Genomic DNA, 14,862 nt, shown 5'->3' with positions numbered 1-14,862 from the left:
CCGGCGCGGGGGCGGCGGCTCGGTGGCCCGTGGCGCGGGACGCGTTGTTGAATGGCTCGATGGCCCCTGTCCACGACCCGTACCTGACGTCCCCCGTCTCCGAGGTCCGCGGCCACGGCCTGCGGCTGCGCCCCTGGGACGCCGACTCCGACACCGACGTGGAGACGTGGCTGCGGGGTGCGCTCGACCCCGAGTTCCGGCGCTGGAACACGCCCGTCAGGCCCGTGACCGACGCCGAGAGCGCGCGGGAGGCCCTGCGGGCGCGGGCGGGGGAGGCGTACGAGGGGCGGGGCGTGGCGTTCCGGATCACGGCCGCCGGCAGCGACACGACCCTCGGGCACATCGGCATCGGCGCCGTCAACCATGCGCTCAGGGTGGCGCGGGTCGGCTACTGGGTGCTGCCCGAGGCGCGGGGGAGGGGCGTCGCGACGTGGGCGCTGCGGGTGGCCGCGGAGTGGTCGTTCAGCGAACTGGGGCTGCACCGCCTTGAGTTGGACCACGCGGTGGGGCACGAGGTGTCCTGCCGGGTGGCCGAGCGGTGCGGGTTCCGGTACGAGGGGACGTTGCGGGGGGCGGTGTTCGAGGCGGGGCGGCACGATGCGTTTCGGGACGCGCACTTGCATGCGCGGTTGTGTACGGATGCGTGAGCGGGGCGCGGGTGGATGGACGCCGGTTGATTTACGCGGGGCGCCGGGGTGACCGCCGGGGTGTCGCGCAGCCCGGCGCTGTCGGGTTGCCGCCCGCGCCCACTCCGGCCCTTGCCCCGACGGCCGCCGCGCGGACCCGTCACACCGACCCGAGGTCCGACGACACCCAGCGTTGCGGTCGCATCCGTACCACCACCTGCTCGCCGTGGTTCTGCCAGGCGAAGTCGACATAGCCGTCGACCTTCTCGGCCGGGAGGTAGCGGGCCGAGATCTCCCGCAGTTGCTCGACGGTGGCGGGTGCCGTGTCGATGACGGGGCCCTCCACCGACACGTACCGGATGGTGGGTTCGAGCCGGTCGACCAGGAGCGTGAACCGGCCCGCCGCCTTGATCAGCTCGTACTTGCGGGACGCGAGCCCGGTCATGATCCACACGTCGCCGCCGGGCGCGTACTGGTACCAGATCGGCACGGTGAGCGGGCCGCGGTCCGGCCCGGCGTCCACGGCGAGGGCGGCGACGTGCGGCTCGGCCAGGAACAGCTCACGCTCTTCGCGGGTCAGTGCCATGCGGGACTCCTCCGGCGGTTCGGGTGCCTTCTCCGGTCCAACCACGTACCGCCGAAGACTGTTCCTCGTTTCCCGGTTTCCCGGTTTCCCCGTTCCCTCGTTCCCCGGAACGCGCAACAGGCGGCGGTCCACTCGGGTGAACCACCGCCTGCGTGACAGGACTTGCGCCGGAGCGTCGCGGCGCTACTTCGCCGGCTTCTTCCCGGTGATGCCCAGATGCACCAACAGCGCCAGGTTCGGCTTGAGTTCGGCCGCCTTGACGCCCCACGTCTGGAAGCCCTTCTGGTGCGAGGCCACCGCCGCGAGCATCGTGACCAGCGAACCGGCGACGGCCGCCGGGTTCACGTCCTTGTCGACCTTGCCCTTGGCCTGCAACTCGGCGACGGAGTCCGCCAGCGAACCGTTCACCGCGTTCAGGATCCTCATCCGGAGTTTGTAGAAACGCTTGTCCCCCTCGGCCGCCGCCAGATCGACAACCCGCAGGATCGCATCGTTTCTGCGCCAGAAATCGAGGAAGCCGTCCACGAGTTCCTGGGCGGTCTGCCAGCCGGCCTTGCCGACCCAGGAGCGGCCCGCGACGAGCCCGGCCAAGTCGGCGCTCTCGGCCGCCATTTGCTCGGCGATCTCCAGGACCGCGCCTTCGACGTCCGGGAAGTACTGGTAGAAGGTGGCGGGCGACGTGCCCGCCTTGCGGGCGACATCGATGACTTTGACGTCGCGGTACGGGGAGGAGCTGAGCATCTCGCTGAGGCAGTCGAGCAGCTTCTGCCGGGTCGCCTGCCCACGCCGGCCGGCCACGCGGCCGTCGACGGTACGCACTTGTCCTGTCATGTCGTCAGCTTACCGAGGGGGGGTGGGAGCGCGATTTGGCCGACTGCAAATGGGGTGCACGGGGGCCCGGAGGCTGCTGTGCCTGGTCTGCGCGTTGCGTGAGCGGCCGTTACGTTGGCGACATGGCCGAAAACAGGGCATCCGCATACGGGGAGGGCGTCCCCTGCTGGGTCGACGCGCAGCTTCCCGACATCGAGGCGGGCAAGCGGTTCTACGGTGGGCTCTTCGGGTGGGCGTTCCGGGCGGCGCACGGCTCCTCCGTGTGGGCACTGAGGGAGGACGAGCCCGTCGCCGCGCTCGTCCCCAAGACGGACGGCCGGATGCCCACCGTCTGGACGGTGTACTTCGCGACGCCGGACGCCGAGGCGGTCGTCCGGCGGGTCCGGGCGGCCGGCGGGCAGCTCGTGACCGCGCCGACCCGGATCGCCGACCTGGGCGTCTACGCGCTGGTCACGGACGCCGAGGGCGCCGTCTTCGGCCTGTGGCAGGCCGACGGCCACGAGGGGTTCGGGCGGCGCCGCGAGCCGGGCGGCTTCGCCTGGGCCGAGCTCTACACCCGGGACACCGGCGCCGCCAACGCCTTCTACGGCGACCTCTTCCACGAGGCGCTGTTCGGGCCGGGCGCCGAGCCCGACTTCGGCCGCGCCCCCGTCTCCGACGTCTTCCCCGCCGAGATGCCGCCGCACTTCCTCGTCCACTTCCGGGTCGAGGACTGCGACGAGGCGCTCGACACCGTGCGGAGGCTCGGCGGGCGGGTGCAGGCGGAGCCGTTCGGCACCTCGTACGGCAGGGTCGCGGTCGTCACCGACGACCAGGGTGCCTCGTTCGCACTACTGCAACGCTGAAGCGGGTACCCGCGGGGATACTCGAAGAGACTTTCGATGCCACCGTAGGGTTTGCCCCAGGACACCCCGATCCGCCCCCGGGTTCGCCACCAGCGCTCCGGCCAGGAAGAATCGGGGTGCGTGCCGCCACGGCGGTGCGGTGGTGAGACGCTGCACGGGGCCGCGACCTATGGCGTACATATGGCGGTGACGCGGCTCGTACGGGGAGGTGGCAGGCAAGTGGTGGAGCAGCTGACGCAGCACGACCCACGGCGGATCGGGCCGTTCGAGGTGCTGGGACGGCTCGGTGCCGGCGGTATGGGGCTGGTCTATCTCGCGCGGTCGGCGTCGGGCCGGCGCGTGGCGATCAAGACGGTCCGCACGGAGCTCGCCGAGGACCAGCTGTTCCGCGTCCGCTTCACGCGCGAGGTGGAGGCCGCCCGCGCGGTCTCCGGCTTCTACACGGCGGCCGTGGTGGACGCCGACCCGCGCGCCGCCGTGCCGTGGCTGGCCACCGCGTACGTCCCCGCGCCCTCCCTCGAGGAGATAGTGAATCAGTGCGGGCCGCTCCCGGCCCAGGCGGTGCGCTGGCTCGCGGCCGGCGTCGCCGAGGCGCTGCAGTCCATCCACGGCGCGGGCCTGGTGCACCGCGACCTGAAGCCGTCGAACGTCCTCGTCGTCGAGGACGGCCCCCGGGTGATCGACTTCGGTATCGCGTCCGGCGTCTCCAACACCCGCCTGACCATGACGAACGTCGCCGTCGGCACGCCCGCCTACATGTCGCCCGAGCAGGCCAAGGACTCCCGCAGCGTGACCGGCGCGAGCGATGTCTTCTCGCTGGGCTCCACGCTCGTCTTCGCCGCGACCGGACACGCGCCCTTCCACGGCGCCAACCCGGTCGAGACAGTGTTCATGCTGCTCAGGGAGGGTCCCGACCTCGAAGGGCTGCCCGCCGAGCTGCGCCCGCTCATCGAGTCGTGCATGCAGATGGAGGCCTCGGCCCGCCCCACCCCCGCCGACCTCCAGGCCCAGCTCGCCCCGCATCTGTTCGGCTCCGGCTCCGACGACAGCGGCACGGCGTCGGCCTGGCTGCCCGAGGTCGCCGTCAGCCTCATCGAGGCGCGCCGCAACGGCCGCCCCCCGGCCAAGCCGCACCAGGGCCCCGGCCGCAGCACCGGAGGCCGCCCGCCCGTGCCGCCGCCGCCCCCGCACGACCCCGTCGTCCCGCCGCAGCCGTCCGTGCCCGCGCCCGTCGGCGCCCCCGGCACCGGGCCCGTCCGGCTGGCCGGCGCGCAGGTGCCCATCGGTCCCGGTCCGCGCGTCGCCGACGTCCGCGCCGCCGCCGTCAAGGCGCCGCCGCCCCAGGCCGCGCTCGCCGCCTCCTGGTCGAAGGCGCAGCACGGCGTCAACGGCGCCGACCCGGCGGTGGCCGCCACCGCCGCGCCCCCGGCCCCGGCGACCGGCCCGGACCAGCCGGGCGGCTGGCGCCCGTGGCGGTTCCGGATGTCCAACGACGTGTGGGGCACCCCGTCCGTCGCCGACGACCTGGTCTACGTCACCTCCTTCGAGGTGCACGCCCTGGACGTGGCCACCGGCCGCCGCCGCTTCAAGACGCGGGACGTCGCCTGGTCGATGGCGGTCGCGGACGGCCGGGTGCACGCCTCGGACGGACCGACCCTCTTCGCCCTCGACGCCCGTGACGGCGCCGACCTGTGGCGGCTGCAGACGGACGCCTGGGTGTACGCGCTCAAGGCCGACCGCGGCACCGTCGTCACCGGCACCCGGGGCGGCGGGGTCCAGGCCTGGGAGGCCTCGGGCGGCCAGAAGCTGTGGGAGATCACCGGCGCCCAGACCGACTTCGAGTCCCCGGAGGCCGGCCCGGCCGTCCACGACGGCACGGTCTACGTCTGGCAGGACGCCCGGCTGCGCGCCCTGGACGCCCGCAGCGGCGACGAGCGCTGGTCGTACCCGATCGGCGACGCCGCCTCCTGCGGCGGCGTCCCGGTCCGCCTGACCCAGGCCCCGGACGGCTGTGTCTACGTCTGCGCCGGTACGCGGGTCCTGGCGCTGGACGTGGCGAGCGGCCACGTGCGCTGGCACTTCGAGGCGCCCGCGGTGTTCCTGTCCCCGCCGGCCTTCGTGCCCGGCCCCGCGGTGACCGGCGGCGGCATCTACCTCGCCGACTACCTCGGCACCGTGTACGCCCTCGACGCCACCGACGGCCGGGACCGCTGGCGGATCGCCACGGAGTCCCGTTCCTCGGTGGAACCGGTCCTGGTGGCCGCGGGCCACGTCCACGTCGGCAGCGGCAAGGGCCTCTACACGCTCGACGCGGTCACCGGCACCCCCAAGTGGCGCTTCCAGGCGGGCGGCGACATCGTGGGCGCGCCCGCGGTCGCCGAGGGCCGCATCCACTTCGGCTCCACCGACCACCTGCTGTACACCCTGAAGGCCGACGACGGCCGCCTGCGCTGGAAGCTGGCGACCGGCGGCGAGATCACCGGCTCCCCGGTGGTGCGGGACGGCGTGGTGTACGCGTGCAGCAAGGACCGCTGCGTGTACGCGCTGGACGCGGAGAAGGGCACGGGAACGGCGCGCACGGCGTGAGGATTCCGCGTGTTGTTTCACGGCTTTGTCACCGACCGCCCCGCACGGCCTGAACTGCCCGTTCCCCTTGCTAGCGTGACGTGGCCATGCCGGGGGAGCAGCTGACGCGCGCCCCCGGCCGCTCCAAGAGGACGTCACCACACGGGGGTTGAACAGATGAAGCTTCGCCATGTCCGCGCCGTCGCCGTCGCCGTCGGGGTCGTCGTCGCCCTGACCGGCGCCCGCGGCTCGGGCGGGGGAGGGTGCAGCAGCTCGGACTCCGGCAGCTCGTCCTCCTCCGGCTCGGGCGGCACGTCCGGCGGTCACTACGACAACGACGACGACGTGGACGTCCCCGACGCCGGCGTCTCCTCGGGCGGCGCCGCCGGAGAGGCGTCCCCGGGCAGCGGCTCCTCCGCCGAGGCCGCGAGCGAGCTGGACATCGACTCGTGCGCGTACGAGGAGGCGCGGGGCCTGGTCGCCCGGGTGACCGCGACCAACTCCAGCGCCACGACGACGTACACGTACGACTTCACGGTCACCTTCAAGGACCCGGGCGGCGCGACGATCAAGTCGACGCCCGACTCGATCGCGTACGTCCCGGCGGCGCAGTCGAGGACGCGGGACGTGGCGACCCCGTACGTCCCGAGCGGCGCGGGCGCGACGAACGGCACCTGTGAGGTGACGAACGCGACCAAGACGGCGGTCTAGCCCCCTCTCCGCCGACGGGGCTGTGGACGCACGTCGGCCGCGGCAGTTCCCCCTGGACTGCCGCGGCCGGTTCCCCCGTGGTGTGGGTCAGCTGGGGCGCTCGGTCGTCGCGTGGGCGTCGAGCGTGGTGAGTTCCTCGTCCGTCGCGTGCGCGTCGGTCGGTTTGAGGTCCGCGCCCGTGGCGTGCGCGTCGGTCGGCTTGAGGTCCGCGCCCGTCGCGTGCGCGTCGGTCGGCTTGAGCTCGTTGTCGGCCATGGCGGTCAACTCCCTGAAGTCAGTGGGGGTCTGAGCGCACCCGTCCGGCGACTCCCCCGAGGGCCGCCGGACGGGTGCGCAAGGCCGTTCACCATAACGGTGAGGCCGGTACCGAGCCGCCTGCCCCCCGACGCGGCGGGTCGGTACTCATGAGAGTGCCGGTCGGCGATAAACGAATGATGAACGCCACGACCGCCGCCTTCGCCCAGCCCGCCGCCGCCCGCTCGCGCCTCCAACTCCGGCTCGGACGGCCGCCGCCCCTCAGCCCGCCGACACCCGCTCAGGCCACCGCCGCGGGATTGAGCAGCGAGCGCACCCCGGCCGCCTCCGGGGACCCCAGCGTCTCGAACACCGACAGCGCCTCCTGCCAGCAGACGTGCGCCCGGTCGGTGTGCCCGATGGCGCTCAGCGCGCGGCCCAGCACCGTGAGGACGTTGGCGCGCCGCCAGTCCCCGCCGATGCCGCGCAGCGTGACCAGGGCCTGCTCGGCCTGCGAGGCGGCCACCGCGGGCTGCCGGTCGGTCAGGTGCAGCTCGGCCAGCCGGAACAGCGTCATGCCGTGCCAGAGCACCTGCCTGCTGTTGCGGAACACCTCCAGCGCGTCGAGCAGCGCGGAGCGCGCCTCCGCGGTCCGGCCCGCGCTGGTCAGGGCCATGCCGAGGGCGTACTTGCCGTTCGCCAGCCGCAGGGCCTGCCCGGTGGCGTCCCGCTCGTAGATCCCGACGCCGGTCCGCGCCAGCTCCACGGCGCTGTCCGTGCGGCCGGTCGCCAGGTGCACCCGGGACAGGTTGCACAGGGCCGCGGCTTCCCCGGGCTGGTTGCCGTCGGCGCGGAACGCCTCCAGGGCCTGACCGAAGTGGGCCTCCGCGTCGCCGTGCCGCCCCTCGTACAGGGCGATGATGCCGCGCTGGTTGGGTGCCTGGCCGCAGGCGACCGGGTCACCGGAGGACAGGCCGAGCGCGAGGGCCCTGCTGCCCTCCTCCTCCGCCTCGGCGAACCGCCCGGACACGCTGTGCACGTGGGTGAGCATCGTGCGGGCCCTGCCCTCGGCCCAGGAGTCGCCGACGGCCCGGGCGGCGTCGCTGACGGCCGCGGCGGCCTGCGTGAACTGCAGCGAGTTGGCGCCCGACTCACCGAGGTCGACCGCCGCCATGAGCAGGTCCGCCGCCTTGCGCTGCAGGCCGGCCGCCGCCGCCTGCCGCGCACAGGCCAGCAGGCACTCCGACTCGCTGAACAGCCACTCCAGCGCGCGGTCCCGGTCGGGGAAGGCCAGGCCCGGCCGCTGTGTGGCGGCGAAGTGGGCGAGGACGCGCTCCCCGGGCCGCTCGATGGCGTAGACCGCCGCCGCCGTCGCCAGGTAGAAGTCCAGCAGCCGCGCCATCGCCGCGTCCCGCTCGCTCGGGGGGTCCTCGTCGCGTTCCGCGCAGGCACGCGCGTAGAGCCGTACGAGGTCGTGGAAGCGGTAGCGGCCGGGGGCCGCCGATTCCAGCAGGGACGTGTCGACCAGGGACTCCAGGAGGTCCTCGGTGTCCTCGGCCGGCAGGTCGAGGACCGCCGCTGCCGCCGCCACGGAGATGTCCGGGCCGTCGGCCAGGCCGAGCAGGCGGAAGGCGCGGGCCTGGGCGGGCTCCAGCTGGCCGTAGCCGAGTTCGAAGGTGGCCTTGACGGCCAGGTCGCCGGCCTGGAGTTCGTCGAGGCGGCGGCGTTCGTCGGCGAGCTTGGCGGCCAGCACCTTCACCGTCCAGCTGCGGCGGGCCGCGAGGCGGGACGCGGCGATGCGGATGGCGAGCGGCAGGAAGCCGCAGGCCGCCACGACGTCCAGGGCGGAGTCCCGCTCCGTCGCCACCCGCTCCTCGCCCACGATCTTCGTGAACAGGGCCAGCGCCTCTTCCGGGGACATCACGTCCAGGTCGACGAGGTGGGCGCCCGCGAGGTCGACCATGCGGACCCGGGACGTGATGAGGGCGGCGCAGCCCTCGGTGCCGGGCAGCAGGGGCCGTACCTGGGCCGCGTCGCGGGCGTTGTCCAGCAGGACCAGGACGCGGCGGCCGTCGAGGACGGAGCGGTACAGCGCGGCGCGTTCCTCCAGGGAGTCCGGGATGGCGGAGTCGGCCGTCCCGAGGGCGCGCAGGAAGGAGCCGAGGACGGTCTCCGGTTCGGCCGACCGCGCGCCCGCGCCCTGCAGATCGACGTAGAGCTGACCGTCGGGGAAGGCCGCGCGGGCCTGGTGGGCGACGTGCACGGCCAGGGTCGTCTTGCCGACGCCGCCGATGCCGGCGAGCGCGGAGACCGCCATCACGCGGCCCTCCGCCGAGGCCAGGACGTCGCCGAGTTCCGCCACGAAGGACGTGCGGCCCGTGAAGTCCGGGACGGTCGCCGGGAGTTGCGCGGGCCGGACCGGTGCCGTCGCCGGTTCCGCCGCCGGGGCGGAGGGCTCGGCCAGGCCGGGGTCCGCCCGGAGGATGCGCTGCTGGAGGTCCTGGAGTCCCGGGCGCGGGTCCACGCCCAGCTCGTCGGCCAGCAGGCGGCGGGTGTCGGCGTACACGGCGAGCGCCTCCGCCTGCCGGCCGCTGCGGTACAGGGCCAGCATCAGCAGCTCGCGCAGACGCTCGCGCAGGGGGTGGGCCGCCGTGAGGGCCGTCAGCTCCGAGACGGCCTCGGCGTGGCAGCCCTGCTCCAGGTCCATGTCCAGGCGGCATTCCAGCAGTTGCAGCCGCCACTCCTCCAGGCGCACGCGCTGTGCCTCCGCGTACGGGCCGGGCACGCCCGCCAGGGTCTCCCCGTCCCACAGGGCCAGGGCCCGCCCGAGCGCCTCGCGGGCGTGGGCCAGGTCCCCGGCGCTGCGCGCCTTCTCCGCCTCGGACGTGAGGTCCTGAGCCAGCGTCAGGTCCAGCGCGCCGTCCCGCAGGCCCCGCACCGCGTACCCGCCCGACTCGCTGACCAGCAGCCCGGCGCCCAGCACCTTGCGCAGCCGGGACGCGTACGTGCGGACCGCCGCCAGCGCCTGCGACGGGGGGTCCTCGCCCCAGAGGGCGTCGATGAGTTCACCGGCGGTCGCCGTGCGGCCCTCGCGCAGCAGCAGCGCGGCCAGCAGGGCGCGCTGCTGCGGGGAGCCGGTGCTCAGCGGCTCGTCGCCGCGCCAGGCGCGCACCGGGCCGAGCACCCCGAAGCGCAGCGCCGCCGGCCCCCCCGAGCCGCTACGCCTCTGCTCCGGCACTCGCGGTACACCCATCGCCGTCCCCCTATGCCATGCTGAGCAACGCAGTCAGTTTGCCTTGTTCATGCCGACCACGTCAGCTTCGCGCGATACCGATCACCGCCTGTGGTGCCGGGTGACACAAGGCCCTCACACTCTCTCCGCAGACCCGGTAGTCTCGGCGGCGTGACTGCCGGGTCGGCCATGGGCCACGCACGAGTGAGGCGCCCGGCCCCGGCGTGAGCCCGGGGCGCGCCAGAGCGCCGCCCCCCTTTCCCTTCCACTGTCCACCGACGGGCGAAGCAAAAGGAAAGGGAGAACCGCCCACCCATGCCGCAGCACGCACCACAGCAGTCCACTGCCGTCCAGTTGAACCACACCGTGGTCCACGCCCGCGACCGGCAGCTGTCCGCCGAGTTCCTCGCCGCCGTCCTCGGGCTGGAGGTCGGCGCGCCCTTCGGGCCGTTCCTGCCGGTCGACCTCGGCAACGGCGTCACCCTCGACTACTACGAGAAGCGCGACGAGCCGATCCAGAGCCAGCACTACGCCTTCCTCGTCCCCGACGACCGGTTCGACGGCATGATCGCCCGGCTCGGCGCGCTCGGGACCACCCACTACGCGGACCCCGGCCACACCGAACCGGGCCGGATCAACCGGCTGTTCGGCGGTCGCGGGGCCTACTTCGACGACCCCGACGGGCACAACATGGAGATCATGACCCGGCCCTGCGCCAGGCCCTGACGAGCCGGTGCCGACCGGTCGGTATGGACAGGGGGTGGCGCGCCCGGTTCCGTCACCGAGCGGCTCGGGCTCGGCACCGGCATCACGCTCGTCGCCCAGCACGACCCGATCGACCTCGCCAAGCAGATCGCGACCGTGGACCACCTGTCCGGCGGGCGCCTCACGCTCGGCGTCGGCTTCGGCTGGAACGTGGAGGAGGCCGACGACCACGGCGTCGCGTGGCGGACCCGGCGCGAGCTGGTCCGGGACCGCATGGCGCTGATGCGGGCCCTGTGGGCGCCGCGGCCCACCGCGTACGACGGCGAGTTCGGCGGTGTGCGCGCCAGCCTCGCGCACCCCAAGCCGGTGCAGCAGCCGCGCGGGCCCGTCACCGGGCCGCGCACGCTGATCGGCGGGGCGGCCGGGCCGAAGCTGTTCGCGCACATCTGTGAGTACGCCGACGGGTGGCTGCCCATCGGCGGGCGCGGCCTGTCCGCGTCGCTGCCCCGGCTGCGCGACGCGTGGGCCGCCGCGGGCCGCGACCCGGACGCCCTCCGGGTCGTCCCGTACGCCGTGCGTCCCGGCCCGGGCAAACTGGAGCACTTCGCGGGCCTCGGCATCGAGGAGGTCGTGGTGCGGCTGCCGCCGGCAGGGGAGGCCGGGACGCTCAAGGCGCTGGACGGACTCGCCGCCCATCTCTGACCTGATCAGCCCGACCGTATGCTCAGAGGATGACGACTTCCGCGACCTCCGGAACGGGTCCCACCGAGAACTCCCTGCGTCGCGCCCTCAAACGTGCCCGGGACGGCGTCGCCCTCGACGTCTCCGAGGCGGCGGTGCTGCTCCAGGCCCGCGGCGAGCACCTCGTCGACCTCGCCGCCTCCGCCGCCCGGGTGCGGGACGCGGGCCTGGAGGCGGCCGGCCGGCCCGGCGTCATCACGTACTCGAAGAGCGTCTTCATCCCGCTGACCCGGCTGTGCCGCGACACGTGCCACTACTGCACGTTCGTCACCGTCCCCGGCAGGCTGCGGCGCGCCGGGCACGGGATGTTCATGTCGCCGGACGAGGTGCTGGACATCGCCCGCAAGGGCGCCGCCCTCGGCTGCAAGGAAGCCCTCATCACCCTCGGCGACAAGCCCGAGGACCGCTGGCCCGAGGCGCGCGAGTGGCTCGACGCGCACGGCTACGACGACACCCTCGCCTACGTCCGCGCGATCTCCATCCGCGTCCTGGAGGAGACGGGCCTCCTGCCGCACCTCAACCCGGGCGTGCTGACCTGGACCGACTTCCAGCGTCTGAAGCCCGTCGCGCCCTCGATGGGGATGATGCTGGAGACCACCGCGACCCGCCTGTGGTCGGAGCCGGGCGGCCCGCACTTCGGCTCCCCGGACAAGGAACCCGCCGTGCGGCTGCGGGTCCTGGAGGACGCCGGCCGCTCGTCGGTGCCGTTCACCAGCGGCCTGCTCATCGGCATCGGCGAGACGTACGAGGAGCGCGCCGAGTCGCTGTTCGCGCTGCGCAAGGTCGCCCGCGCCCACCACGGCATCCAGGAACTGATCATCCAGAACTTCCGCGCCAAGCCGGACACCGCGATGCGCGGCATGCCCGACGCGGAACTGGACGACCTGGTCGCCACGGTCGCCGTCGCCCGGCTCGTCATGGGCCCGTCCGCCTGCCTCCAGGCCCCGCCGAACCTGGTCGACGCCGAGTACGAGCGGCTGATCGGCGCCGGCATCGACGACTGGGGCGGGATCTCGCCGCTCACCATCGACCACGTCAACCCCGAGCGTCCCTGGCCCCGGATCGAGGAACTGGCCGCACACTCCGCCGCCGCCGGCTTCGCGCTGCGGGAACGGCTGTGCGTCTACCCGGAGTTCGTGCGGCGCGGCGAGCCCTGGCTGGACCCGCGGCTGCGCCCGCACGTCGCGGCGCTCGCCGACCCGGACACCGGCCTGGCCCGCCCCGGCGCGCTGCCCCGGGGGCTGCCGTGGCAGGAGCCCGACGAGGCGTTCCGGCCGTCCGGCCGCACCGACCTGCACACCGCCATCGACACCGAGGGCCGCACCTCCGACCGGCGCGAGGACTTCGACGAGGTGTACGGCGACTGGGACGCGCTGCGCGAGGCCGCCGCCCCCGGCATGGCACCCGAGCGCATCGACACGGACGTACGCCGGGCCCTGGCGACCGCGGCCGACGACCCGACGAAGCTGACGGACGCCGAGGCCCTCGCGCTGCTGCACGCCGACGGGCCCGCGCTGGACGCCCTGTGCCGGATCGCGGACGACGTGCGCGCGTCGGCCGTCGGCGACGACGTGACGTACATCGTCACCCGGAACATCAACTTCACCAACGTCTGCTACACCGGCTGCCGCTTCTGCGCCTTCGCCCAGCGCCGCACCGACGCCGACGCCTACACGCTGTCCCTCACCCAGGTCGCCGACCGGGCCCAGCAGGCGTGGGAGGTCGGCGCGGTCGAGGTGTGCATGCAGGGCGGCATCCACCCGGACCTGCCGGGCACCGCGTACTTCGACATCGCGCGGGCGGTGAAGGAGCGCGTGCCGGGGATGCACGTGCACGCCTTCTCGCCGATGGAGGTCGTCAACGGCGCGGCCCGCACCGGTCTTTCGGTCCGCGAGTGGCTGACGGCCGCCAAGGAGGCCGGGCTCGACTCGATCCCGGGCACGGCGGCGGAGATCCTCGACGACGAGGTGCGCTGGGTCCTCACCAAGGGCAAGCTGCCCGCGGCCACCTGGATCGAGGTGATCACGACCGCGCACGAGCTGGGCATCCGCTCCAGCTCCACCATGATGTACGGCCACGTCGACCAGCCCCGGCACTGGCTCGGCCACCTGCGCACGCTGGCCCGCATCCAGCAGCAGACCGGCGGGTTCACGGAGTTCGTGACGCTGCCGTTCGTCCACACCAACGCGCCCGTGTACCTGGCGGGCATCGCGCGCCCCGGCCCGACGGCCCGCGACAACCGCGCGGTGACCGCGGCGGCCCGCCTGCTGCTGCACCCGTACATCCCCAACGTCCAGACCAGCTGGGTGAAGCTGGGCACCGAGGGCGCGGCGGAGATGCTCCGCTCGGGCGCCAACGACCTCGGCGGCACCCTGATGGAGGAGACGATCTCCCGCATGGCGGGCTCGTCGTACGGCTCGTACAAGTCGGTCCGTGATCTCGTCGCCGTAGCGGAGGCGGCCGGCCGCCCGGCCAGGCCGCGGACCACGCTGTACGGGCAGGTCCCCGAGGAACGGCAGCGGGCGGCGGCGGCCTCGGACGGGCACCTCCCCGAGCTGTTGCCGGTACTGGACTGAGGCCGCGGGCGCGGGCCGGCGGGCAGGGCCCTCGCAGTACGATGATCGGGCCCCTGACTTACGGGGTTCCGTGACTGAGGAGATGCGTGCCCGTGCCTGCCCGACTTCCCTCATGGGCCTGGGTCAGCGGTCTGACCGTGGGGGCGATCGCGGCGGTGGCCGTGCTGGCCGTGCAGGCCGACCAGGGCCCGCAGCCCGCCGCGTCGGCCGCACGCCCGAGCGCGTCGGCGTCGGCGAGCCCCCGGCCGGGACCCGAACAGACCCAGTCGGTGCGGGTGCCGGACGGCTCCGGCACCGGGCGGCGCATCGTCTACTCGCTCGGGCAGCAGCGGGTGTGGCTGGTCGACGCGAGCGAGGCGACCCGGCGCACCTTCCGGGTGTGGCCGGGCACGGTCAGCCCCGACCCGGGCACGTACACGGTGACCACCCGGCGGGAGGCCACGACCGGCTCCGACGGCGTCAACATCGAGAACATCGTGTACTTCGCCGCCAAGTCCGGCCTGTCGATCGCCTTCTCCAACGCGGTCGACGGCTCCTCGCCGCCGCCCGCCGAGGGCACCGACACGGGCGGCATCCGGCTGCGCACGGCGGACGGCTCGGCGCTGTGGAGTTTCGGCACGACCGGGACGACGGTCACCGTCGTCAAGTAGGCAGTCTCTGCAGGGTCTCGTCAGGAGCCGCCGCCCCGCCCGGAGCGCCCCGCCGGGTCCGTCAGCGGCAGGTGGACGGCGACCAGCACGATCCCGCTGAGCAGGAACACCCGCGTCGCCGCGTCCAGCCCGTTCCAGTCCTCCGACTGCCACATCGCGAACCACTCCCCGCCGATCGCCATGAACCCGGCCCCGAACAGCAGCATGACCATGAGCAGCCCGTACGTGGTGACGCGCCGGGCGCGCGGATGGTCGCGCCGCAGCCACAGCCAGGTCCCGGCGAGCAGCACGAGCGCGGCGGCCGACTCCCACACGATGACCGCCACGTACGCGGCGTCCTGGAGCCACGTCGTGGTGATCGCCCGCCACATCAGGTCCTCGTCCCCGAACGTCGTGTCCATCGCCAGGACATGCCGGACGAACTGCTGGTTGGTGCCGAAGTCGGTGATGTTCCCGACGGCGACGAGCGTCATGTAGAGGGCGACGGTGGCGGTCAGGAGCGTGGCGGCGAGCGCGAGAGCGCGTTGGGTGGTGGCCATGGGAGGTTTCTTCCCACCCGT

The 14,862-nt window shown here is 73.9% G+C and carries 12 protein-coding genes and 1 pseudogene; 8 read left to right on the top strand and 5 right to left on the bottom strand.

What is annotated here, in order from left to right:
* The first annotated feature begins 59 nt into the window (after nucleotides 1-59).
* Nucleotides 60-647, top strand: a complete 588-nt coding sequence (locus AB0M97_RS09165; RefSeq protein WP_365960099.1) for a GNAT family N-acetyltransferase — start codon at nucleotides 60-62, stop codon at nucleotides 645-647.
* Between the two features lie 139 nt (nucleotides 648-786).
* On the opposite strand, the gene AB0M97_RS09160 is transcribed toward AB0M97_RS09165, so the two are convergent.
* Complete coding sequence (locus tag AB0M97_RS09160; RefSeq protein WP_365960098.1) at nucleotides 787-1,212, bottom strand: pyridoxamine 5'-phosphate oxidase family protein; 426 nt, start codon at nucleotides 1,210-1,212, stop codon at nucleotides 787-789.
* Between the two features lie 183 nt (nucleotides 1,213-1,395).
* Entirely contained in the window at nucleotides 1,396-2,031 is a 636-nt protein-coding gene (locus AB0M97_RS09155) for a TetR family transcriptional regulator (RefSeq protein WP_365960148.1), read from the bottom strand.
* A 134-nt stretch (nucleotides 2,032-2,165) separates the two neighbouring features.
* On the opposite strand from AB0M97_RS09155, the gene AB0M97_RS09150 reads away from it, so the two are divergent.
* From AB0M97_RS09150 to AB0M97_RS09140, 3 genes are all read left to right on the top strand, one after another.
* Nucleotides 2,166-2,888 (top strand): VOC family protein, encoded by a 723-nt coding sequence (locus AB0M97_RS09150; protein WP_365960097.1) that lies wholly within the window; start codon nucleotides 2,166-2,168, stop codon nucleotides 2,886-2,888.
* A gap of 219 nt (nucleotides 2,889-3,107) precedes the next feature.
* Nucleotides 3,108-5,474 (top strand): serine/threonine-protein kinase, encoded by a 2,367-nt coding sequence (locus tag AB0M97_RS09145; protein WP_365960096.1) that lies wholly within the window; start codon nucleotides 3,108-3,110, stop codon nucleotides 5,472-5,474.
* A gap of 156 nt (nucleotides 5,475-5,630) precedes the next feature.
* Nucleotides 5,631-6,164: a hypothetical protein gene (locus tag AB0M97_RS09140; RefSeq protein ID WP_365960095.1), complete on the top strand. Its 534-nt coding sequence runs from the start codon at nucleotides 5,631-5,633 to the stop codon at nucleotides 6,162-6,164.
* A gap of 87 nt (nucleotides 6,165-6,251) precedes the next feature.
* On the opposite strand, the gene AB0M97_RS09135 is transcribed toward AB0M97_RS09140, so the two are convergent.
* On the bottom strand, nucleotides 6,252-6,419 hold the full coding sequence (locus tag AB0M97_RS09135) for a hypothetical protein (protein ID WP_365960094.1): 168 nt from the start codon (nucleotides 6,417-6,419) through the stop codon (nucleotides 6,252-6,254).
* A gap of 280 nt (nucleotides 6,420-6,699) precedes the next feature.
* Nucleotides 6,700-9,651 (bottom strand): BTAD domain-containing putative transcriptional regulator, encoded by a 2,952-nt coding sequence (locus AB0M97_RS09130; RefSeq protein WP_365960093.1) that lies wholly within the window; start codon nucleotides 9,649-9,651, stop codon nucleotides 6,700-6,702.
* A gap of 294 nt (nucleotides 9,652-9,945) precedes the next feature.
* Here AB0M97_RS09130 and AB0M97_RS09125 point away from each other — a divergent pair, with 294 nt between their 5' ends.
* From AB0M97_RS09125 to AB0M97_RS09110, 4 genes and pseudogenes are all read left to right on the top strand, one after another.
* Nucleotides 9,946-10,356, top strand: a complete 411-nt coding sequence (locus AB0M97_RS09125; protein WP_365960092.1) for a VOC family protein — start codon at nucleotides 9,946-9,948, stop codon at nucleotides 10,354-10,356.
* A gap of 27 nt (nucleotides 10,357-10,383) precedes the next feature.
* A pseudogene (locus tag AB0M97_RS09120) lies at nucleotides 10,384-11,037 on the top strand (TIGR03619 family F420-dependent LLM class oxidoreductase); the annotation flags it as partial.
* A 29-nt stretch (nucleotides 11,038-11,066) separates the two neighbouring features.
* The gene (locus AB0M97_RS09115; RefSeq protein ID WP_365960091.1) at nucleotides 11,067-13,652 is read left to right on the top strand and encodes a bifunctional FO biosynthesis protein CofGH; all 2,586 of its coding nucleotides are present in this window, start codon (nucleotides 11,067-11,069) and stop codon (nucleotides 13,650-13,652) included.
* 86 nt (nucleotides 13,653-13,738) lie between these two features.
* On the top strand, nucleotides 13,739-14,302 hold the full coding sequence (locus tag AB0M97_RS09110; protein ID WP_365960090.1) for a hypothetical protein: 564 nt from the start codon (nucleotides 13,739-13,741) through the stop codon (nucleotides 14,300-14,302).
* Between the two features lie 20 nt (nucleotides 14,303-14,322).
* Here AB0M97_RS09110 and AB0M97_RS09105 read toward each other — a convergent pair whose 3' ends face one another.
* A complete protein-coding gene (locus AB0M97_RS09105; protein ID WP_365960089.1) occupies nucleotides 14,323-14,841 on the bottom strand; it encodes a DUF2165 domain-containing protein in 519 nt (172 codons plus the stop codon).
* Between the last annotated feature and the right edge of the window lie 21 nt (nucleotides 14,842-14,862).

This window comes from Streptomyces sp. NPDC051207 (genome assembly GCF_040682395.1).
Lineage (GTDB): Bacteria > Actinomycetota > Actinomycetes > Streptomycetales > Streptomycetaceae > Streptomyces.
The sequence above is the reverse complement of the archived record's forward strand: the minus strand, read 5'-3'. Positions and strand labels throughout refer to the sequence as shown.